Source organism: Bradyrhizobium sp. USDA 4451 (assembly GCF_054822585.1).
Genome location: NZ_JBTRCH010000001.1, coordinates 3,429,214 through 3,449,440, shown reverse-complemented (window position 1 = coordinate 3,449,440; position 20,227 = coordinate 3,429,214). Strand labels below are relative to the sequence as shown.

Sequence of the window (20,227 nt, the reverse complement as noted above, 5' to 3'; positions counted from 1 at the left end):
CCGGGTGCCTCCGGCGCTTGCGATCCGCGTTGCCCGCACGCATAGTGCGGCCCGTGCACGAACAACAACAAGCAGGGAGGCAACCATGAGGACGATCGCAGCCACGCTGTGCGCGCTCGCGCTGATCGCAACCGGTGCGCAAGCACAGACGTTGAAGGATTTCATGGCCACGGTCATGAAGAAATGGACGGCGCCGTTCGAGCCATTCCAGCTGATCGACAATATCTATTACGTCGGTACCGACGGCATCGCCGTCTACATCATCAGGACGTCGCAAGGACTGATCCTGATGGATACGGCGATGCAGCAGTCGACCGGCATGATCAAGGACAACATCGCCAAGCTCGGCTTCAAGGAAGGCGACATCAAGATCATCCTCAACAGCCACGCCCATCTCGATCACACCGGCGGCTTTGCCGAGATCAAGCAGGAGACCGGCGCGCAAATGATCGCCGGCGAGCGTGACAAGCCGCTGCTCGAGGGCGGCTATTATCCGGGCGACGAGAGCAACGCCGATCTTGCCTTTACGCCTGTCAAGGTCGACCGCACCGTCAAGGAAGGCGACAAGGTGACGCTCGGCGACGTAACGCTGACCGCGCATGCGACGCCCGGCCATTCGCCCGGCTGCACGAGCTGGGAGATGACGGTCAAGGACGGCAACCAAACCCGCAATGTGCTGTTCTTCTGCAGCGGAACGGTGGCGCTGAACCGGCTGATCGGCCGCCCGACCTATCCCGGCATCGTCGACGACTATCGCGCGACCTTCGCCAAGGTCAAGGCGATGAAGGTCGACGTGCTGCTCGGGCCGCATCCCGAAGTCTACGACATGCAAGCCAAGCGCGCGCAGATGAAGGACGGCGCGCCGAACCCGTTCGTCAAGCCGGGCGAAAACGCCAGCTATGTCGCGGGGCTGGAGCAGGATTTCGACAAGCAGCTCGCCAAGCAGACCGCGGCGTTGCAGAAGGCCAATTAGGGGCCATCGCGAAACGTCATCCCGTCATCCTGAGGAGCCGCGAAGCGGCGTCTCGAAGGATGCACGGCCCCACTCGGGCCACGGCACCTTCAAGGCTCGCTCCGCTCGCACCAAAGGCGCAGCCTTTGCGCGGGACGACGTGGACTGAACATTTCAGGCCGTTGCCGCGGCAACCATGGGTACGGCGACTTGACATCGCCAGGCAATCCATCGACAGGTGGATCGCCTGTCCGCTCTTGCTGCTCGCAATGACGGAACCGAACAAGACAGAGATGGGAGCCGCCCGATGTCGTCGCGCAAACCCGCCGCCAAAGGCAAGACCGTCACCGTCAAGGACGCCACCTTCGGCCTGCTGCGCGCGTGGGGCATCAGGAAGGTGTTCGGCAATCCCGGCTCGACCGAGCTGCCGTTCCTGAGCGACTGGCCCGAGGACATCGATTACGTGCTCGGCCTGCAGGAGGCGTCCGTCGTCGGCATGGCCGACGGCTATGCGCTGGCGACCCGCAATGCCGGCTTCGTCAATCTGCATTCGGCGGCCGGCGTCGGAAATGCGCTCGGCAACATCTACAACGCCTATCGCAACCAGACCCCGCTGGTGATCACCGCCGGTCAGCAGGCGCGCTCGATCATGCCGCTGCAGGCCTTCCTCTATGCCGAGCGCGCCTCGGAATTTCCCAGGCCCTACGTCAAGTTCGCGGTCGAGCCGGCGCGCGCCGAGGACGTGCCGGCCGCGATCGCGCGCGCCTATTACGTCGCGATGCAGCCGCCCTGCGGACCGACCTTCGTCTCGGTGCCGATCGACGACTGGGCACACGCGACGCAGCCGCTCGACGCGCGCCAGGTCAGCCGCGAAATCGGCCCGGATGCGGCCGCGATGCAGGCGCTGGTGGCCGCGCTCGGCGAGGCGAAGCGCCCTGCCCTCGTCGTCGGCCCCGCCGTCGATCGCGCGCAAGCCGTCGATCTCATGGTTGACGTCGCCGAGAAGACCAAGGCTGCGGTCTGGGCCAGCCCGTTCTCGGCGCGCTGCTCGTTTCCGGAACGCCATCCGCAGTTTGCCGGCTTCCTGCATGCCGCCCCTGGCCAGCTCTCCGATGCGTTGCGCGAGCACGATCTTGTCGTCGTGGTCGGCGCACCCGTGTTCACCTTCCATGTCGAGGGCCACGCCGCGATCTTCGACGGTGCGACCTCGATCTTCCAGATCACCGACGATCCCGATGCCGCCGCAATGACGCCGACCGGCCACAGCATCGTCGCGACGATGAAGCCGGCACTGTCGGCGCTGCTCGCGCTGCTGCCCGAGACCAGGCGCACCGCACCGGCGGGCCGCATCCTGCCGCCGGCGCCCGCGGCCGGCGATCCGATCCCCGCCGAATACGCGCTGCACGCACTCTCGGCCGCGATGGGCCCGCATGATGCGCTGGTCGAGGAGGTGCCGTCGCATCGCCCGCTGATGCAGAAGGCGATGCCGATGCGCGGCCAGGACAGCTTCTACACCATGGCGAGCGGCGGCCTCGGCTACAGCCTGCCGGCCGCGGTCGGCATGGCGCTCGGCCGCAGCACGGGGCGCACCGTCTGCCTGATCGGCGACGGCTCGGCGATGTATTCGGTCCAGGCGCTGTGGACCGCGGCCCAGCGCAAGCTGCCGCTGACCGTCGTCGTGATGAACAATTCCGGCTACGGCGCAATGCGCTCGTTCAGCCAGGTGATGCAGGTGCGCAACGTGCCGGGCCTCGATTTGCCCGGCATCGATTTCGTCAAGCTCGCCGAAGGCATGGGCTGCGACGCAATGCGGGTGACGAAATCGGCCGATCTTCCCGGCGCCTATAAGCGTGCACTGTCACATCAAGGCACGAGCCTGATCGAGGTGATGGTCGATTCCGCGGTGCCGCTGCTTTACACGCAGAAGAGCTGAAGGCGAACGCCGCTCCGTCATCGCTCACAAGGCAGCCGCGCAAGCACTCTGGCTTCACCCACTCGTTAGGGAGGCACTTGCGGCTGGGTTCCCCCCTCTTGTCCGCCGAAGCCTCTTGGCGAAAGCGGATGCGGGGGAGGGTTAGGGAGAGGGGTGCCACACGGCATGCTCACTCGATATGAGGCTCTACGCGCGCGATTGAGATTGCGAACGGAAGACTTGCGGCAATCGTCTCGCCCCGGGGCTTACCCTCTCCCCCAACCCTCCCCCGCAAGGCCCGGGAAGGGGGGAGGGAGCCCGTCCAGCTTGCTCACCTTACGAGGGCGGGTTCGTGCTCCACCGCCGGCGGCGCCGGCACTTCGCAGCCGGTGGCGCAGCAGCGGCCGGGTTGTTTCGACACCCGCTGTCCGTCGTCGACCAGGCCGCGGCCGAGCAGATTCTCGACCAGCTCGGCCTTCTCCATCACGGGATAGTTGCGCCAGATCTCGCGCTTCATCGCCTCCGGCGAGCCGCCGCCGTGCAGCGAGATCACCGAATACCAGCCGGCTTCGTGCGAGACGGTGAGGTCCTCGATCAGCCGCGCCACCTCGGCGCGCTGCTCGGCGGGAATATCCGGACGCCCGCCCATCACTGCGGCGAGCGAGGCGCGCGTCTCGGGATTGTGGTCCTCGTCGGGACCCGGGAGCGCCACGATCAGGCCGCCCGAAACGTAATGCGCCACGCGGTGCATGTCGTAGATCTTGGTCGCCAACAAGAGTTTGCCGATGTTGGAGAACACCGCATCCGGCATCACCGAGCCGGCCGGGTCCTTGGTGCAGTAGACCGATGACGCGACGCCGCAGGCGTAAAAACTCTCGGTGATGGTGATGAGCTCGACCATCGCCTCGCGGATATGGGCGTGCTTCTCGGCATCGAGCCCGTTGGCCTCGATCATCAGAGCACCGGCGCCGATCAGGAGATCGCCGAAGCCGGCGCGCGCACCGATGCAGGAGTGGCGGTGATGCGTAGCATATGAGGTGGTGAGGAAACCGCCCTCCTCGGTCTCGCCGGCAAGGAACACGCGGTCGTGCGGCACGAACACATCGTCGAACATCACGACGCCGACCGACTGGCCGTACTTCGCCGAGAACTTTGCCGAGGCGTCGCCGGGCCGGCCGGCGGGACGCGCGACGATGGTGACGCCGGGTGCATCGACCGGCACGGCGCAGCACACCGCAAAATCGTTGTCGTCGGGCGCGTGGGTGCGGCACGGCATGACCAGGAATTCGTGCATGTACGGCGCGCCGGTGACGATCGCCTTGGTGCCGCGGATCACGATGCCGTCGCGGCGGCGCTCCTTGATGTGGACATAGACGTCCGGATTGGCCTGCAGGCCTGGCCGCTTGGAGCGATCGCCCTTGGCATCGGTCATGGCGACGCCGAGCGTGAGGTCCTGGTCCTGCACCTGGTGCAGATAGTTGAGGAAGCGCTGGCTGTAGTCGGTGCCATGGCGATCGTCGGTCAGCCTGGTCGCCTGATAGAGACCGTTCAGCGCATCATGGGTGAGATAGCGCTGGGCGCAGCCCGATGTCCGGCACACCAGCCGCACCGCCTCGAGCTTGTCGAGCAGGTCCTGCGAGCGCTCATTGATGTGGAGCATGCGGTTGACGGTCTTGCCTGACGTGCCCTGCCGCGCCGTCATGATCGGCACGTGTTCGGGCCGGTGCGCGAAATCGTAGGTCACGCCGACGCCGGCGACGCCCGGCGCCAGCAATGGCTCGTCCGCGACGCTCGCCACGGCCTGGCCATTGACGAAGACCCGTGGCTTGTAGCGGCGCAGGGAGTCCCGGTAGTCCGCAGCCGTCATCAGCATGGCGCTCTCCCTTGCTCATTTATTTGAACATTGTTAGATTATTGAACACTGTTAGAATTGAGTCAAGAACGGAATCGAACCGGACATGCAGATGCGCGAGAGCAGGAAGGAGGCGGTCAGCCGCCACAAGCGGGAGCTGATCCTGGATGCGGCGCGCAGCGTGTTCGCCGAAGAGGGCCTCGAGGGCGCGAGCCTGCGGGCGATCGCGACGCGCGCCGGCTACACGCCGGCGGCGCTGTATTTCCATTTCGATTCCAAGGAAGCAATCTATGCCGAGGTGCTGCGGCAATCGCTGGCCTCGCTCGGGCAAGCCGTCAGCACGGCGGTCGCGACCACGCGTGGCGCCAAGCAGAGGCTGCACGCCGCGGGAATGGGCTTCTTCCGCTATTATGCTGAGAACCCGCGCGACCTCGATCTCGGCTTCTATCTGTTCCGCGGCGGCATGAAGCCGGCCGGGCTCGGCCACGACCGCGACCAGGTGCTCAACGCCGCGCTGGAGGCCGCGCTGCATCCGATCGCCGAGGCGGCCGAAGCACTCGGTGCGTCGAAGCAGAAGGCGAACACGGTGATGGTCGATTGCTTCGCCCACGCCACCGGCCTGCTGCTGTTGCTGCACACCGGCCGCATCAGGATGTTCGGCGCCTCCGCGCCCGATCTGATGGACGCTTATCTGCGCGAAAAGATTGCGCAGCTCGGCAAGGAGTGAGGCTAGGCTGACGATCAATCCGATTTCGCGAGCCAATTGCGCTGATCACGCGATGGACACCCGCACAAATGAGAATGGCACCGGCGGAAGGGTTCCCTCCCCCTCTTGTCCGCCGAAGCCTCTTGGCGAAGGCGGATGCGGGGGAGAGAGACTGACCAATGTGCTCACCCCACGTCGCAGCGAGTTGCGCGATCAGTATCGCAGCCCGGATGGAGCGCAGCGAAATCCGGGATTCACGCGACGACGCCCGCCCCGGATTGCGCTGCGCTCCATCCGGGCTACGGGTCTCACTTCCCGTAAGCCTCGCGCATCTTGGCCTGGATCTTGGCCATGCCGCCGATCCAGCGGTCGTAGTTCTCGGTCTTCTTGCGCATGTAGCCGAGCACCTGCGGGTGCGGCAGGATCAGGAAGGTCTCCTGCTCGATGCCCTTCAGCGCGTCCTGCGCGACCTGCTCGGCGGTGAGATCGCCGTCGCCGGATTGCGGCCCCTTCGGGATCGAGCGCAGCATGTTGGTGTCGACACCCTGCGGGCAGAGGATCGAGACTTTGATGTTGTCGGCGCGGTGCGAGATCGCGAGGTTTTCGGCGAAGCCGACCGCGGCGTGCTTGGTGGTCGAGTAAGCGGGACTGCCGACCTGCGACAGCAGGCCCGCGGCGGAGATCGTGTTGAGGAAGTAGCCCTCGCCGCGCGCCTTCATCCGCGGCACCAGATGCCGCGCGGCATAGACATGCGCCATCACATGGATCGCCCAGCTTCGCGACCACGGCTCGTCCGAGGTGCCGCCGGCGTTTTTCGACAGCGGATCGAAGCCGCCGCCGATGCCGGCATTGGAGCAGAACAGCGCGATCGGGCCGAACATGCGCTCGGTCTCCTCGATCACATGCAGGACGTTCTTCTCCTGACCGACATCGCATTTGAAAGCGGCGCCGCCGACCGAGCCTGCGACCTTTTCGGCCGCGGCATGATCGAGGTCGACCACCACGACCTTGGCTGCGCCCGCGGCATGGAACGCCTCGCACAGCGCCTTGCCGATGCCATTGCCACCGCCGGTGACCACCACCACTTTACCTGCCACCTGCATGGCCGTCCTCCCGATATCTTTGCTCGCTGTCGATTTGCTCACCCAACCCTGCGCCTCCCGTCATCCTGATGAGCGCGGAGCGCGTCTCGAAGGATGCACGGCCCGGCTGGTGGCCGTCGACCCTTCGAGACGCCGCTATGCGGCTCCTCAGGGTGACGGTGAGGGGCTGAACGAACGGGCCTATCACGAAACATGATAGCCCATCCGCCGCGGATGGCGAGACCTTCAGCTCGCCAGCATGACGTCGAATACCGCGGTGTAATGGCAGGCGGCGCCACACAGCACGAAGCAGTGCCAGATCGCGTTCTGGAAACGCAGCCGCCGCCAGGAGTGGAAGATCACGCCGAGGCTGTAGAGAATGCCGCCCGCCAGCACGAAGCCGAGCGCCATCGCCGGCAGCGCCTTGACGACGCGGTCGTAGAGCATGATGCCGCTCCAACCCATCGCGAGGTAAAGCCCGACCGAGATCCGGTCGAAACGGCCGGGATAACGGAGCTTGAGCCAGATCCCGACGATCGCGACGCACCACACACCGACCAAGAGCGCAATCGCAAAATAGCTGTCCTTCAGTTCCACGATGAACGGCGTATAGGTCGCGGCGATCAAGAGATAGATCGCGGAGTGATCGAAGCGCCGCAGCACCCATTTGGCGCGCGACACCGGCCAGAGATTATAGGTCGCCGACAGCGTCAGCATCGCGAGCAGGCCGGCGACATAGACCGACACCACGGCAACATCGAACGGGCCGGCATGGACCGCGGTCAGCACGATCAGCGCAGTGGCGGCCACCAGCCCGAAAGCGACGCCGACGAGGTGAACGACGCCGTCGGCGATCAGCTCGGCGCGGTCGTAGTTCCACAATGCGGCGCCGGCCGCATGGATCGAGCTCGAGGCGAGTTGCTTCAGGCGGAAGACCGTCATGCAGGCTTTCCTGTGTGCCGATAGATATAGGTAGCGCGAGCGCCGCGGCGCGTTCAATCCTGTTGCAATCCCCTGGCCTGCAAAGGCGCCGGAAATGTGAAGCTTGATTTCGGCCCGATAATCGCCACCTTGCGGGTGATCTCCGCCCCTTTTGGCTCCTCTTGCCGGGTCTTTCGTCAAACCTCCATGCCCCCCAGGTTTCGAGATATCGTCGAGGAAGCCCGTCTCTCGGCGCGGGCGCTGCGCGACTATGGCGGGGGTTTGTTCAACCCGACGCTGCGGCTCGGCGTCACCGGCCTGTCGCGCGCCGGCAAGACCGTGTTCATCACCGCGCTGGTGCACGGGCTGACCCGCGGCGGCCGCTTCCCGGTGTTCGAGGCTTACGCCTCGGGGCGGATCGCGCGCGCCTATCTCGCCCCGCAGCCGGACGATGCGGTGCCGCGCTTTGCCTATGAGAACCATGTCCGCACCCTGATCGAGGAGCGGACATGGCCGAGCTCGACCAGCGACATCTCCGAGCTCCGCCTGGTGATCGAGTATCAGCGGCAAAATGGCGCGGACCGCAAGCTCACCCTCGACATCGTCGACTATCCCGGCGAGTGGCTGCTCGACCTGCCGCTGCTCAACAAGAGCTACGAGCAATGGTCGGCGGAGAGCCTTGCGCTGTCGCGCGAGCCGCTGCGCGCCAAGCTCGCGGCGCCATGGCACGCGCATCTCGCGACGCTGAAGCCCGAGGGCAAGGAGGACGAGCAGGCCGCGCTCACTGAGGCGCGGTTGTTCACCGACTATCTGCGCGCCTGCCGCGACGAGCGTTTTGCGATGAGCCTGTTGCCGCCCGGCCGCTTCCTGATGCCGGGCAATCTCGCCAACACGCCGGCGCTCACCTTTGCGCCGCTCGACATGCCCATCGACGGCAGCGCGCCGGACGGCTCCCTGTGGGCCATGATGCGACGGCGCTACGAGGCCTACAAGGACGTCGTGGTGCGGCCGTTCTTCCGCGATCACTTCGCGCGGCTCGATCGCCAGATCGTGCTAGCCGATGCGCTCGCCGCATTCAACGCCGGCCCCGAGGCGCTGCACGACCTCGAGGCCGCGCTCGCCGGCATCCTCGACTGCTTCCGGATCGGCCGCAGCACGATCCTGAGCGCGCTGTTCCGGCCGCGCATCGACCGCGTCCTGTTCGCGGCGACCAAGGCCGACCATCTGCACCATCAGAGCCACGACCGCCTCGAAGCCGTGCTGCGGCGGATCGTGGCGAAGGCCGCCGAGCGTGCCGAATATGCCGGCGCCGGCATCGACGTGGTGGCGCTCGCCGCGGTGCGCGCCACGCGCGAAGCGCAGGTCGCACGCGGCCGCGACCGGCTGCCGTCGATCCTCGGCACCCCGGCCCCTGGCGAGGTCGCCAACGGCGAGCTGCTCGACGGCGAGACCGAGGTCGCGACCTTTCCCGGCGACCTGCCCGACAATCCGGAGGAGCTGTTCAACGGCGGCTTCCGCGGCCTCTCCAGTTCGGACGCCGAGGCGGCCGATTATCGTTTCCTGCGCTTCCGCCCACCGAAGCTGGAACGAAACGGCGACGCGGAGCCGGCGCTGCCTCACATCCGCCTTGACCGCGCCCTCCAGTTCCTGATCGGAGACAGACTGCAATGAACGAGAAGACGCCCCCGCGGCGGCCGGCGACGTTCAAGCTCGACGATCCCGGCGTGGTCGTGATGGATCCGGACGAGGCCGGCCGCCTCACCCGCGGCACGATCCAGATCGTGCGCGAGGCCGAGCCGGCACAGCTGCCGGTGCCAACAGATACGCCGCTGCTGCCGGCACGGCGCGGCTTCCGCTGGGGCACGCTGTTCTGGAGCGCGGTCGCCGGCCTCGTGGTGCTCGGGACCGGGCTTGGCGTGCTCAATCTGGTCGAGGATCTGTTCGCGCGCAACGAAGGTCTCGGCGTGCTCGGGCTGGCGCTCGCCGTCATCGCCGCAGTGGCGCTGGCCGTCGTCACCACCCGCGAACTGGTCGGCCTGGCGCGGCTTGCGACCATCGAGAAGCTGCATCGGCGCGCTAGAGAGGTGCTGATCAGCGACGACCGCGCCGCGAGCCGCGCGATCGTTGTCGATCTGCTCAAGCTCGCGCACCAGACCCCGCAGCTCGCCCGCGCCCGCAGCGCGCTACAGAGCCACACCGATGACATCATCGACGGCGCCGACATGATCCGCCTCGCCGAGCGCGAGCTGATGACGCCGCTCGACGAGGAGGCGCGGCGGCTGGTGTCATCTGCCGCGCAGCGCGTCTCGGTCGTCACTGCGGTCAGCCCGCGCGCGCTGTTCGACGTGCTGTTCGTGTTCGTGGCGAGCTTGCGGATGATCCGCCAGCTGGCGCGGCTCTATGGCGGCCGGCCCGGCGCGCTCGGCATGATCCGGCTGCTGCGTCACGTCATCGCGCATCTGGCAATCACCGGCGGCATGGCCGCGAGCGACAGCCTGATCCAGCAGATGCTCGGCCACGGCATCGCGGCAAAACTCTCGCAGCGGCTCGGCGAAGGCATGCTCAACGGCCTGCTGACCGCCCGCCTCGGCCTCGCCGCGATCGACGTCACCCGCCCGCTCCCCTTCAATGCTTTGCCCCGTCCCGCGCTGACCGATCTGGCGAAGGACCTGATCCGCAAGCGTGAGGAAGCGGAATAGTCTGTAGGGTGGGCAAAGCGCAGCGTGCCAACCATCAACAGTAACGCAAGATGTGGTGGGCACGCTGCGCTTTGCCCGCCCCGACGAATGCGACGATCACGCGATGTCAGTTGCTGCGCCCTCTCCCCTTGTGGGAGAGGGCGGCTCAAGTGCTCATCACGAACTCGCTTGGTGAGGGGTATCCATCCACATGCACTGTGCCCGCGGAGACATACCCCTCATCCGGCAGCCTTCGGCTGCCACCTTCTCCCACAAGGGGAGAAGGTGATCTCGCAGGGCTCCAGATGCATCGCCAGCACGCGCCAGCGGAAGAAGGTGGTGTCGGGCGGCGGCGACAGATTTGGGGTCCAGCCAGTGATCTTCTCCAGCGCATAGGTGTCCATCACCATGCCGCGCCAGCTCCGCGTCACGCGCTCCAGCGGCTGGCGGACCGCTGATGTCTCGCTCCACAGCGGCAGATTGTTCTCGGGCTCGCGTCCGACATAGATGCCTGTGTGATCGCGGATCTTGTCCATGCCGGGATCGGCAAAGCCCTGGAAGCGGCCGCGCTCGTTGACCTCGATCACCGGCAGCTTCCCGCGCAGCATCCAGCGCAGCATCGCATAGGTGCGATAGTCCGTGGTCGCGACCCAGGTCGCGCCGGTCGACTGCACCTGCGCCAGCACGCGCGCGGCCACGGCGTCGTAGCCGGCCTCGGTGCCGATCGGGTCGGTCCGGCCGATCAGATTCCACGGCGCGAACATGTAATAGAGGAAGACGCAGACGACGAACACGATGCCGGTCGAAATCGCAGTCCTTGCCCAATACACCGTCGATTTGACGAGCCCGACCGACCAGCCCTCGAACGGCATCCGCGTCACATTGATGGCAACCGCCGCAAAGCCGGCCGGCCACAGGAACATCGGCCAGGTGTCGCCAACCCGCAAGGTCAGGGACTTCCAGAGGAAGTAGATCAACGGCACCAGCACCGCGGTCGCCAGCAGGATCGCGACCGGCTCGCGCCTGAGATAGCCGCGCCATGCCATCAGCACTGTTGCGAACAGCGTCACCGGCAGCAGCACGAAGCCGACCAGGCCGAACTGCATGCCGATGAACTCGCCCAGTGTGCGGAAGGTCAGGTCGCGCTCGGCGGTGGCGCGCACCGCCTGGAAGCGGAACGAGGCCCAGTCGTGCTCCGCGTTCCAGATCAAGACCGGCGAGAACACGATGATCGCGACCAGCGCGGCGAGATAGGGGTATGGACTGCGCAGCCAGCGCCAGCGCCAGTCAGGCACCAGCGCGAAGGCGAGCACCGCCGGCGCGAACATGATCGCGGTGAATTTCGACAGCAGCGCCAGTCCGGCGAACAGCCCTGCGGCGAGCCACCAGCGCCCGTCATTGCTCTGCGCGAGCCGCACCAGCGACCACAGCATCGCCACCGAAAACGGGATCAGCGCGGTGTCGGGCGCGACCTTGGCCATCAGCAGCCCGTAATACAGCGCCGCCTCCGGCAGCAGCAGTGCCAGCATCACGGCGCGGACATTGTCCGATGTGGTGCGGCGGACGATGTCGGCAAGCAGCAGCTGGGTCGCCAGCATCGCCACGATGCCGCCGAGCCGGACGCCGAGATTGGTGTCGCCGAGGATCGCCGTGCCGAAGCGGATGAACCAGGCGACCATCGGCGGATGGTCGAGGAAGGACAGCACGTTCTCCTTCGACCAGGTCCAGTAATAGGCCTCGTCGGTGCGCAGATCGAGCGCGTGGGCATAGACCAGCCGCATCGCGGTCATCGCAACGATCACGGCGATGACGCCGCGCCAGTCCGCCGCGCGCGCACGGGCCGGCTTAACGCGGATGTTATCGGGAGGGGCTATCGTCACGGCGCGCTTTTTGTTCGACTCTTAACGGAGTGTCAACGTTCGGCACGGCCCGCCAATGCGGCCGTCCGGACCCGCGATGGTGTTCAGCGCGGGAATTAAGCACTAGACTTGCCGATCATGAATCACATGGCCTCCCCCTCGCGCGAGCACCTGCAGGATCTCCAAGGTTTGGCCCGCGGCGTCGGCCTGCGGCAGGTGCGCCTCGTCACGGGGGCGATCATGTTCGCCTACCTGATCAGCCATTTCCTCAACCACGCGCTCGGCAATATCTCGACCGAGGCGATGGCGATCGGGGTGCACTACCACACCGAGTTCTGGCAGTTCCTGCCGGTCGCGATCGTGTTCTACACCGCCTGCCTGGTGCACACCGGGCTCGGCATCTGGGCGCTTTTTTCGCGCCGCGAGTTCCACTGGAAGGCGATCGAGCCGCTGCAGCTCACGCTCGGCCTCAGCGTCCCGATGCTGATCGTCGCGCACGTCGTCGGCGTGCGGCTCGGTCAGCCCCTGTACGGGCACGAGAAGCTCTACCCGCAGGAGCTGTACACCTTCTTCATCGCCTCGCCCAACCGGCTGTGGGTGATGCTGGCGGTGCTGGTGATCGCCTGGGTGCATGGCTGCATCGGCCTGTATTTCTGGCTGCGGCTGCGCGCGTTCTTCCAGCGGGCCGCGCCGTTCCTGCTCGCGACGGCCGTGCTGATCCCGACCCTGGCCATGCTCGGCATCTATCAGGCCGGCCGCGCCACGGTGGCGGACTATCAGGATCCCGACTGGCGACGCGAGGAGCTGTCGGTGCAGAAGCTCGGCACGGCAGCCCAGGGCGCCATGCTCGAGAAGATCACCGACGGGCTGTCGATCGGCTATCTCGGCCTGCTCGGCCTCGTGCTGCTCGCACGCGGCGCGCGTGCGCTGCTGGAGCGCCGCGGCGGCATGATCGCGCTGTCCTATGGCAACGGCCGCACGCTGCGGGTGCCGAAAGGGCTGAGCGTGCTGGAAGCGAGCCTGCGCTATAACGTTCCGCATGCCAGCGTCTGCGGCGGCCGGGCGCGCTGCTCGACCTGCCGCATCCGCATCATCGGCGATCACGCCGCCTTGCCCGAGCCGTCGCCGCGCGAGGCCTTCGTGCTGCACCGGGTCGGCACCGACGATCCGTCGATCCGGCTCGCCTGCCAACTGCGGCCGACCGGCGACCTGACCTTCTTCCAGCTGTTCCTGCCGAGCACGATGTCGGCGAACGCGCACGCCGCCAATCCGGCGCGGGTCGGCCAGGAGCGTTATCTGGTCAGCATGTTCGTCGACATGCGCGGCTCGACCCAGCTTGCCGAGAAGCGGCTGCCGTTCGACACCGTGTTCATCGTCAACCGTTTCCTCGGCGCGGTGTCGCAGGCGGTGCTGGAAGCCGGCGGGCGGCCGAACCAGTTCATCGGCGACGGCATGCTGGCGCTGTTCGGACTCACCACCGAGCGGCATGAGGCCTGCCGCCAGGCGCTGCGCGCAGCGGCGCTGATCTCGGCCAATATCGACGAGCTGAACCAGTTCCTCAGCCACGATCTGCGCGAGCCGATCCGCTTCGGCATCGGCATCCATGGCGGCGAGGTGATCGTCGGCGATATCGGCTATCGCGACCACATGGTGTTCACCGCGCTCGGCGATGCCGTCAACGTCGCGGCACGGCTGCAGGACATGACGAAAGCGCTGGCCTGCGAGGCTGTCATCTCCGACGAGGTGCGCGCCACCGCGGGCCTCGCCGACGATGCCCTGCCGGCGCAGGAGGTTGCGATCCGCGGCCGCAACGAGCCGATGGCCGTGCGCACGGTCGAGACGACGCGCCTGCTGTCGACGCTGGTCGACGACCGCCGCGCCGTCGCCGCCTGACCGGAATCCCGACCCCACTCCGAGTGTGACCTTCCGCACATCCGAACGCGCGTTCGGCAGCGATGCTCGAACGCGTCCCATCCCGGATGCGACTGACGGACGATGGGTAACACTGCAACCGCGCCGCGACAGCGTTCAACGCGCATCTGAAGGAGACGACCATGCTTCGCAAAGTCACGCTTGCCCTCGCGACTGCCGCAACGCTTGCTGCCGCCGCGTTGGCGCCGACCGCAGCCTCCGCCAAGCCGTTCTTCTGGCATCCGTACCATCATCACTTCTGGGGTGGCCCGGGCATCTCCGTCGGTTTCGTCGATTCCGGCTGCTACGTCACCCGCCTGGTGCTGACGCCCTACGGTTATCGCTATCGCACCGTGAACGTCTGCTACTGATCGAACCAATTACCTGGAATCGAAATGCCCCGGTCGCCTGATGCGATCGGGGCTTTTCGTTACTGCAATGCAACGCCGGTAAGCGCTGCGAAAGCTCAATTGACTTGCAGTTGTCAGGTGCGACATTTGTGACCGCGCGCAGTCGATGATGCGACGGCGCGCAAGGCAATCCGGGCCTGGTGATGACCAGCCCGGGACAGAACAGCTTCGGAGGAAGCGGAATGCTCGATCGACGAGACTTGATGAAGCGCGCCGGATTGGCCGCGCTGGCGGCGGGGCTGGGATCAAGGGGCGCCTTCGCCCTCGACACCGTGACGCTGCCGTTCGGCAATGGCGAACGGCCGCTGGTGCGCTACCCGCAGAAGCGCCCGATGATCGGTCTGACCAGCCGGCCGCCGCAGCTGGAAACGCCGTTTGCGATCTTCAATGACGGCCCGCTGACGCCGAACAATGCGTTCTTCGTGCGCTATCACCTCGCCGGCATCCCCTATGACCTCGATCCGGACAAGTTCACGCTCGAGATCAAGGGCAAGGTCGACAAGCCGCTGAAGCTGTCGCTGAAGGATATCCGCAAGCTGAAGGCCACCGAACTCGTCGCCGTCAACCAGTGCTCGGGCAACAGCCGCGGCTTCTTCAATCCGCGCGTTGCCGGCGGCCAGCTCGGCAACGGCGCGATGGGCTGCGCGCGCTGGCACGGCGTGCCGCTGAAGACCGTGCTCGACATGGCCGGCGTGCAGGCCGGCGCCAGGCAGGTCACCTTCAACGGCATGGACGGACCTGTGATGGAGACGACGCCGGACTTCGTGAAGGCGCTCGACATCGACCACGCGCGCGACGGCGAGGTGATGCTGGCCTGGGGCATGAACGGCGAGGACCTGCCGTTCCTCAACGGCTTCCCGCTCCGCCTCGTGGTGCCCGGCTATTACGGCACCTATTGGGTCAAGCACCTCAACGAGATCACCGTGATCGACAGCGTGTTCGACGGTTTCTGGATGAAGTCCGCCTACCGGATACCGGACACGCCGAACAACGCGGTCGAGCCCGGCACCGCGCCGAAGGCGACAATTCCGATCAACCGTTTCACGGTGCGCTCGTTCATCACCAGCGTTGCCGACGGCGCCAAGGTCAAAGCAGGCCGCACCATGCTGCGCGGCATCGCCTTCGACGGCGGCAAGGGCATCAAGGAGGTCACGGTCTCGACCGACGGCGGCAACAGCTGGACACCGGCCAAGCTCGGCAAGGACCTCGGCAAATACGCGTTCCGTGAATGGAAGCTGCCGGTGAAACTCGCGGCCGGACCCTCGGAGCTGAAAGTGCGCGCCACCAACAATGCCGGCGATACCCAGCCGATGGATCCGCTGTGGAATCCGGCCGGCTATCTGCGCAACGTCGTCGAAACCGTGCGCGTCACCGCGGCGTGAGGAGAAGCATCATGACCAGCAAGCTGCTTCTCACCTTCGCCGCGATCGCCGTGCTGTCGATCGGAGCTGCGATGGCCGCGCCCGTTAACTACACGCTTCCCGAGGAGACTGCGGCGCTCAAGCCAGGGCCCAACCTCGACGTGGTGCAGAGCAATTGCACCGGCTGCCACTCGGCCGACTACATCAAGACCCAGCCGCAGGGCGAGAAGTTCAAGAAGGACTTCTGGCAGGCCGAGGTGACCAAAATGATCAAGGTCTACGGCGCGCCGATCGACCAGGCGGACGTCGGCAAGATTGTCGAGTATCTCTCCGCGACCTATTGAGAGGCCGTCGATCGATGCCCCGCGCGCGGCAGCTGAACGGCCCGCGCGCGGGGCCGCTTGGTCAATTCGGGTTCGGCGGAACCAACCATTTTGCAGCGCATCAATTGACCACGAAACAGGCAATCCGGCACCAAACCCCCGCAAAGCGGGTTGTTTCCGGGCAAAAACACACCGTGGTTTGATCTACCCAGCTTTTTTCAAACTGCTATCCTGTGCGGTACGGACAAGCCGGTTTGTGCGGGGACCGGCTGGTCTGTTTTCGATTGATTCCGCGGAGACGACTGGAATGCCCAAAGGTACAGTGAAGTGGTTCAACCCGACCAAAGGCTACGGATTCATCCAGCCCGCATCGGGCGGCAAGGACATTTTCGTGCATATTTCAGCAGTTCAGAAGGCCGGCCTTCAGAGCCTCAATGAAGGCCAGTCGGTTGAATACGAAGAAATTGCAAATCGCGGCAAGACGTCCGCCGAAAACCTGAAGGTCTAGCGCGTCAGCGCCAGATCCGGCGGCGCACTCTCGGACGCCATCCGGGAGTGGGGGCCGATCCAACATTACACAACGTGACGTTCGGCGGGGCGGGCACGATGCCCGCGCGCCACGACGTTGAACTTTTCGGCCGCGATCGATCGCGCGCTTTGCTGTTTCCCGTTGCGGACGTCGCGGCTACCGGGCCGCCGCGTCACAGGCAGGTGCCGCCCTGGCCGCTGCTGCCGCACGGCACCCGCTTCGACAGCTCCTGGATTTTCCGCTTCGACTCGGCCTGCGCAAGCACATCGAACACGCTCGACGGCGCGAGCTGGGTGGCCTTGCGGAAATCCTCGGTCGCCTTGTCGGCATGGTTGAGCGCCTCGTGCGCCTTGGCGCGTGCGAACAGGCCCTCAACGGTCTCCTTCTGCGCAATCGCCCGATCGAGATCCTCGACCGCCTTGTCGTAGTTGCGCAGCGCCGACCAGGTGATGCCGCGCAGCGTCAGCGCGGCCAGATAATCGGGCCGCGTGCTCAGGATCAGATTGAGATCCTTCATCGCATCATCCGGCTTCTTCAGCCCGAGATAGGCCCGCGCGCGCAGCACATGCGCGAAGGGATCGTTGGGCGCCCTGGCAACGATCTGGTCGAAGGCGGCGACGGCGCGGTCATATTGCGCCGAGGTCAGCATCGCGAGCGCGCGGCCGAGCTGCGCCGTCGGATTGTTGGGACTTCGCTCCAGTACCCCGTTGATGTCGACCAGTCCTTCGTCGGCGCGGCCCTTGAGCATCAGCGCAAGTCCGCGCCACGATTTGGCGACCAGATTGGTCGGCACCAGCGCCAGGGCCTGATCGAAATCCAACAGCGCCTTGTCGAGCTGGTTGAGGCCGAAATAAGCGAGGCCGCGTTCGGTGTAGGCGAGCGTCTCCTTGGGATTGAGCGAGATCGAATGATCGTAATCGGCGAGCGCATCCTGCACCTTGCCGGTGCTCGCCTTGACGAGGCCCCGCGCCAGGTAAGCCAGCGAGTTGTTCTGGTCGAGCGTGATGGCGCGGCTGGCGTCGGCGGTGGCTTCGTCGAACTGCCGCAAGCCTGCGGCATTGAGCGCGCGGAAGGCGAGCAACTGGGGATCGTTCGGCTTGAGCTTGAGCAGATCGTTGAAGTCGTTGCGCGCCTCGGCCAGCCGGCTGAGCCGTGAATAGGCCATTGCGCGCAGCCGCAGCGCCGTCTCGTTGCGCGGTTCACCGCTGAGCACCTGGCTGAGACTGCCGATGGCACCGGCGAAATTGCCCTGCGCGATGAACTGCTTTGCCTGCTCGATCTGCTGATTGCTCGCGGCCGCGGCCGGAGCGGACGGCCGCGCCGCCGGAGCCGACGCCGCCGGCGATTGCGGAGCCGCACCGGCCTTCGCCAGCTCGGCCTGCATCGCGAGCGCCTGCTGGCGCTGCTGCTGGATCTCCTTGTTGTCGGGAAGAACCTTCAACAGCCAATCGAAGTCGCCAATGGCGCGGACGTAGTCGCCCTTGGCGCTGTAGAGCTGGGCGCGGGCGAAATAGGCGTTGCGCTCGGTCTGCGGTGCCTGCGCGATCGCGCGGGAGAAATCCTCGATCGCGTGATCGATGTCGCCCTTGCGCCGGTAGGCCTGGCCGCGCCAGTAGAACGCGTTCGGCGTGTTCGCATTGACGGCAATCGCGGTGTTGGCGTCGGCCAGCGCCGCATCGGGCTGCCCGGATTCGACATAGGCCCGCGCCCGTCCGACATGGGCCGCGGGCAGATCCTGTCGCAGCGTGATCGCCTGGTCGTAGTCCGAGATCGCATCGCTCCAGGCGTGCTGATCGGCGCGCAGATTACCACGCGCGAGGAAGCCGAACGGGTTCTTCGGCTCGAGCTCGATCGCACGATCGAAATCGGCGCGGGCCTGATCCGCCTTGCCTTTGCGCTGCTGCACATAGCCATGCGCGATCAGCGCCGAAACGAATTGCGGGTTCAGCTGCAGCGCAGCCTCGGTATCGCTCAAGGCCTGATCGAACTTGTTGCGGCCGATATAGACCCGCGCGCGGCCCGCGAAAGCCTTGGTGCGATCCTCCGTGGAGCGCGCGGCATCGTCGATGATGGCCGAGCAGGCCGCCTCGGCCTTGTCGGTCGGCGGCCCGTTGCAGTCCTCGACGTCGCCGGCGCGAGCCGGGCCGGCAAGCACCGGCCACAGCAGCACAAGCCCCAGCAACAATTGGAAACGAACACCACGGGTCGCGGCATCGGTGCTAGTCGGACGCAGACGCATATCGTAGCCTCGGGTTTGACCGAATGCTGCTAATCTTACCGCGTCACTTGGCTCGAAAAGTGATGGGCGCAGAACGTCGTGTCGAACTTTGGGGTTCGGTTCCAGCACCGATGACGCAGACTCCTAAAATCAACGGGAGTGGAACACCACGGAACACGCGGCGGCAACACTCGGCCGTTCAATCTTCCGTCACCCATCTGGCGACGGTCATGACGTCTGGCGGCTGCAGATAGCCGCGGGGCCACAGATCGACGGCCCATTCCACCTTGGTGGCGCGTTCGAGCAGAACGGCGGTATTGTGCGGCGTCTGCCCCAGCGAGAACCCGCGGTAGTGGGGATCGCCGACGTCGTGGAACTTGAACAGATTCCATGACTGCATCACCAGCATCAGGCTGGTCGTGTTGCGCGTCGTGTCCCAGCAATCGTAATTGTGCTTGTCGTCGTTGGCGCGGAAGTCCGCTTTCGCCACGCGCTTGTCGGTGCCGAGGATCGGCCCCATGCGGCGGTCGAACCAGATCACCGCCTTTTGCACGGCCGCGCGTTCGGCGGCCGCGTTGGCGCGGCCGGTGGCCATGATCCTGCTCAGCGCCGCCCTGTCGGCTGCGTTGAAGTCGAGCATCTCGCGGCGCCGGCAGACGAAGCCGTAGCACACGGTCATCGTCGAGGCCGACGGCGGATAGATCGAGACCGAGGTATAGAGTTGCATAATGCCGGAGCTGAGCTCGGCCGCGCGGACCGGTGCCGCTGATGGCAGCGCAAGCATGAGTGCGGCAAGCGCACCGGCAAACCCGGCTCGCTTGATCCGTATCGGCTGATCGGCGTCTTCCATGAACCACTGCCCTACCCTGCACGACAGGATTATCGCGGGTGCGTCACGATGCCAATACATCCGGCGCACGGCTGTGGATCACATCGCCGGTCGTCAACCGACCGGCAGCGGCGCATCGCGCTTGACTTCCTCCATCACTGCGTAGGTTCGCGTCTCGCGCACGCCCGGCAGCGCCAGCAGGGTCTCGCCGAGGAAACGGCGATAGGCGGTCATGTTGGCGACGCGGGCCTTGACCAGATAATCGAAGCCGCCGGCCACCATGTGACACTCCAGCACCTCCGGCGCGGTCTGGACCGCCTTCGCAAACTTCTCGAATACATCCGGCGTGGTCTTGTCGAGCAGCACCTCGACAAACACCAGCAGGCCGAGCCCGAGCCGGTGCGGGTTGAGCCGTGCGCCATAGCCCTCGACAAAGCCGTCGCGCTGCAACCGCTTCAGCCGTTCACCGACGGAGGTCGGCGACAGGCCGATCCGTTCGGCCAGCTCTACATTGGCAATCCTCCCATCCCCTTGCAGGATCGAGAGGATTTTGCGGTCTGTCTTGTCAATGTCTGTCATATCTACGGCAGTATGATAATTGATCCTGATTTTCTAAGGCAAATCTGCTAATTTGTCTATCGAACTACGGTCCACGGGCGCGTAGGTGTTCCCGTGCAAACCCCA

At 65.9% G+C, this 20,227-nt stretch carries 17 protein-coding genes; 10 read left to right on the top strand and 7 right to left on the bottom strand.

Features of this window, described 5'->3' with window-relative positions; all coding sequences use genetic code 11:
• Positions 1-85: 85 nt before the first annotated feature.
• Together blaBJP and mdlC are read left to right on the top strand one after the other, a co-directional pair.
• Entirely contained in the window at positions 86-973 is an 888-nt protein-coding gene (blaBJP, locus tag ACVMB0_RS16000) for a BJP family subclass B3 metallo-beta-lactamase (protein WP_461346887.1), read from the top strand.
• A gap of 286 nt (positions 974-1,259) precedes the next feature.
• Positions 1,260-2,885 carry a benzoylformate decarboxylase gene (gene mdlC, locus ACVMB0_RS15995; RefSeq protein WP_461346886.1) on the top strand — a complete coding sequence of 542 codons (1,626 nt, stop codon included), beginning with the start codon at positions 1,260-1,262 and terminating at the stop codon, positions 2,883-2,885.
• Between the two features lie 310 nt (positions 2,886-3,195).
• Here the strand turns inward: mdlC and ACVMB0_RS15990 are convergent, their stop codons facing one another.
• Positions 3,196-4,737, bottom strand: coding sequence for a 4-hydroxyphenylacetate 3-hydroxylase family protein (locus ACVMB0_RS15990; RefSeq protein ID WP_461346885.1), 1,542 nt, complete (start codon positions 4,735-4,737; stop codon positions 3,196-3,198).
• A 91-nt stretch (positions 4,738-4,828) separates the two neighbouring features.
• On the opposite strand from ACVMB0_RS15990, the gene ACVMB0_RS15985 reads away from it, so the two are divergent.
• A complete protein-coding gene (locus ACVMB0_RS15985; RefSeq protein ID WP_461346884.1) occupies positions 4,829-5,443 on the top strand; it encodes a TetR family transcriptional regulator in 615 nt (204 codons plus the stop codon).
• Between the two features lie 287 nt (positions 5,444-5,730).
• Here the strand turns inward: ACVMB0_RS15985 and ACVMB0_RS15980 are convergent, their stop codons facing one another.
• A complete protein-coding gene (locus ACVMB0_RS15980) occupies positions 5,731-6,525 on the bottom strand; it encodes an SDR family oxidoreductase (RefSeq protein ID WP_461346883.1) in 795 nt (264 codons plus the stop codon).
• 225 nt (positions 6,526-6,750) lie between these two features.
• Positions 6,751-7,446: a PAQR family membrane homeostasis protein TrhA gene (trhA, locus tag ACVMB0_RS15975; protein WP_461346882.1), complete on the bottom strand. Its 696-nt coding sequence runs from the start codon at positions 7,444-7,446 to the stop codon at positions 6,751-6,753.
• Positions 7,447-7,632: 186 nt separating this feature from the next.
• Here trhA and ACVMB0_RS15970 point away from each other — a divergent pair, with 186 nt between their 5' ends.
• Complete coding sequence (locus ACVMB0_RS15970; protein ID WP_461346881.1) at positions 7,633-9,096, top strand: YcjX family GTP-binding protein; 1,464 nt, start codon at positions 7,633-7,635, stop codon at positions 9,094-9,096.
• Positions 9,093-10,124: a YcjF family protein gene (locus ACVMB0_RS15965; protein WP_456749941.1), complete on the top strand. Its 1,032-nt coding sequence runs from the start codon at positions 9,093-9,095 to the stop codon at positions 10,122-10,124. The genes ACVMB0_RS15970 and ACVMB0_RS15965 overlap by 4 nt, the downstream gene beginning before the upstream one ends.
• 218 nt (positions 10,125-10,342) lie before the next feature.
• On the opposite strand, the gene ACVMB0_RS15960 is transcribed toward ACVMB0_RS15965, so the two are convergent.
• Positions 10,343-11,893: a glycosyltransferase family 39 protein gene (locus tag ACVMB0_RS15960; protein WP_461349661.1), complete on the bottom strand. Its 1,551-nt coding sequence runs from the start codon at positions 11,891-11,893 to the stop codon at positions 10,343-10,345.
• A 216-nt stretch (positions 11,894-12,109) separates the two neighbouring features.
• Here ACVMB0_RS15960 and ACVMB0_RS15955 point away from each other — a divergent pair, with 216 nt between their 5' ends.
• The 5 genes from ACVMB0_RS15955 (at position 12,110) to ACVMB0_RS15935 (ending at position 16,475) form a co-directional block, all read left to right on the top strand.
• The gene (locus ACVMB0_RS15955) at positions 12,110-13,855 is read left to right on the top strand and encodes an adenylate/guanylate cyclase domain-containing protein (protein WP_461349660.1); all 1,746 of its coding nucleotides are present in this window, start codon (positions 12,110-12,112) and stop codon (positions 13,853-13,855) included.
• Between the two features lie 161 nt (positions 13,856-14,016).
• Entirely contained in the window at positions 14,017-14,244 is a 228-nt protein-coding gene (locus ACVMB0_RS15950; RefSeq protein WP_194459279.1) for a hypothetical protein, read from the top strand.
• A 221-nt stretch (positions 14,245-14,465) separates the two neighbouring features.
• Entirely contained in the window at positions 14,466-15,665 is a 1,200-nt protein-coding gene (gene sorA / locus ACVMB0_RS15945; RefSeq protein ID WP_461346880.1) for a SorA family sulfite dehydrogenase catalytic subunit, read from the top strand.
• 11 nt (positions 15,666-15,676) lie between these two features.
• Entirely contained in the window at positions 15,677-15,988 is a 312-nt protein-coding gene (gene sorB, locus ACVMB0_RS15940; RefSeq protein ID WP_456749944.1) for a SorB family sulfite dehydrogenase c-type cytochrome subunit, read from the top strand.
• Between the two features lie 286 nt (positions 15,989-16,274).
• Entirely contained in the window at positions 16,275-16,475 is a 201-nt protein-coding gene (locus ACVMB0_RS15935) for a cold-shock protein (RefSeq protein ID WP_163149424.1), read from the top strand.
• 193 nt (positions 16,476-16,668) lie between these two features.
• On the opposite strand, the gene ACVMB0_RS15930 is transcribed toward ACVMB0_RS15935, so the two are convergent.
• The 3 genes from ACVMB0_RS15930 to ACVMB0_RS15920 all read right to left on the bottom strand — a co-directional run bounded on the left by ACVMB0_RS15930 (position 16,669) and on the right by ACVMB0_RS15920 (position 20,122).
• Complete coding sequence (locus ACVMB0_RS15930) at positions 16,669-18,843, bottom strand: tetratricopeptide repeat protein (RefSeq protein WP_461346879.1); 2,175 nt, start codon at positions 18,841-18,843, stop codon at positions 16,669-16,671.
• Between the two features lie 70 nt (positions 18,844-18,913).
• A complete protein-coding gene (locus ACVMB0_RS15925) occupies positions 18,914-19,564 on the bottom strand; it encodes a hypothetical protein (protein ID WP_461346878.1) in 651 nt (216 codons plus the stop codon).
• A gap of 93 nt (positions 19,565-19,657) precedes the next feature.
• Complete coding sequence (locus ACVMB0_RS15920) at positions 19,658-20,122, bottom strand: Lrp/AsnC ligand binding domain-containing protein (protein WP_461346877.1); 465 nt, start codon at positions 20,120-20,122, stop codon at positions 19,658-19,660.
• Positions 20,123-20,227 lie beyond the last annotated feature (105 nt).

Coding starts and splice junctions, on each gene's coding strand:
- ACVMB0_RS15965 (WP_456749941.1), top strand. CDS start 9,093: ATGAACGAGAAGACGCCCCCGCGGCGGCCGGCGACGTTCAAGCTCGAC.
- ACVMB0_RS15925 (WP_461346878.1), bottom strand. CDS start 19,564: ATGGAAGACGCCGATCAGCCGATACGGATCAAGCGAGCCGGGTTTGCC.
- ACVMB0_RS15990 (WP_461346885.1), bottom strand. CDS start 4,737: ATGCTGATGACGGCTGCGGACTACCGGGACTCCCTGCGCCGCTACAAG.
- blaBJP (WP_461346887.1), top strand. CDS start 86: ATGAGGACGATCGCAGCCACGCTGTGCGCGCTCGCGCTGATCGCAACC.
- ACVMB0_RS15960 (WP_461349661.1), bottom strand. CDS start 11,893: ATGACCGCGATGCGGCTGGTCTATGCCCACGCGCTCGATCTGCGCACC.
- ACVMB0_RS15970 (WP_461346881.1), top strand. CDS start 7,633: ATGCCCCCCAGGTTTCGAGATATCGTCGAGGAAGCCCGTCTCTCGGCG.
- ACVMB0_RS15920 (WP_461346877.1), bottom strand. CDS start 20,122: ATGACAGACATTGACAAGACAGACCGCAAAATCCTCTCGATCCTGCAA.
- ACVMB0_RS15985 (WP_461346884.1), top strand. CDS start 4,829: ATGCGCGAGAGCAGGAAGGAGGCGGTCAGCCGCCACAAGCGGGAGCTG.
- mdlC (WP_461346886.1), top strand. CDS start 1,260: ATGTCGTCGCGCAAACCCGCCGCCAAAGGCAAGACCGTCACCGTCAAG.
- ACVMB0_RS15935 (WP_163149424.1), top strand. CDS start 16,275: ATGCCCAAAGGTACAGTGAAGTGGTTCAACCCGACCAAAGGCTACGGA.
- sorA (WP_461346880.1), top strand. CDS start 14,466: ATGCTCGATCGACGAGACTTGATGAAGCGCGCCGGATTGGCCGCGCTG.
- ACVMB0_RS15950 (WP_194459279.1), top strand. CDS start 14,017: ATGCTTCGCAAAGTCACGCTTGCCCTCGCGACTGCCGCAACGCTTGCT.
- ACVMB0_RS15980 (WP_461346883.1), bottom strand. CDS start 6,525: ATGCAGGTGGCAGGTAAAGTGGTGGTGGTCACCGGCGGTGGCAATGGC.
- trhA (WP_461346882.1), bottom strand. CDS start 7,446: ATGACGGTCTTCCGCCTGAAGCAACTCGCCTCGAGCTCGATCCATGCG.
- ACVMB0_RS15955 (WP_461349660.1), top strand. CDS start 12,110: ATGGCCTCCCCCTCGCGCGAGCACCTGCAGGATCTCCAAGGTTTGGCC.
- sorB (WP_456749944.1), top strand. CDS start 15,677: ATGACCAGCAAGCTGCTTCTCACCTTCGCCGCGATCGCCGTGCTGTCG.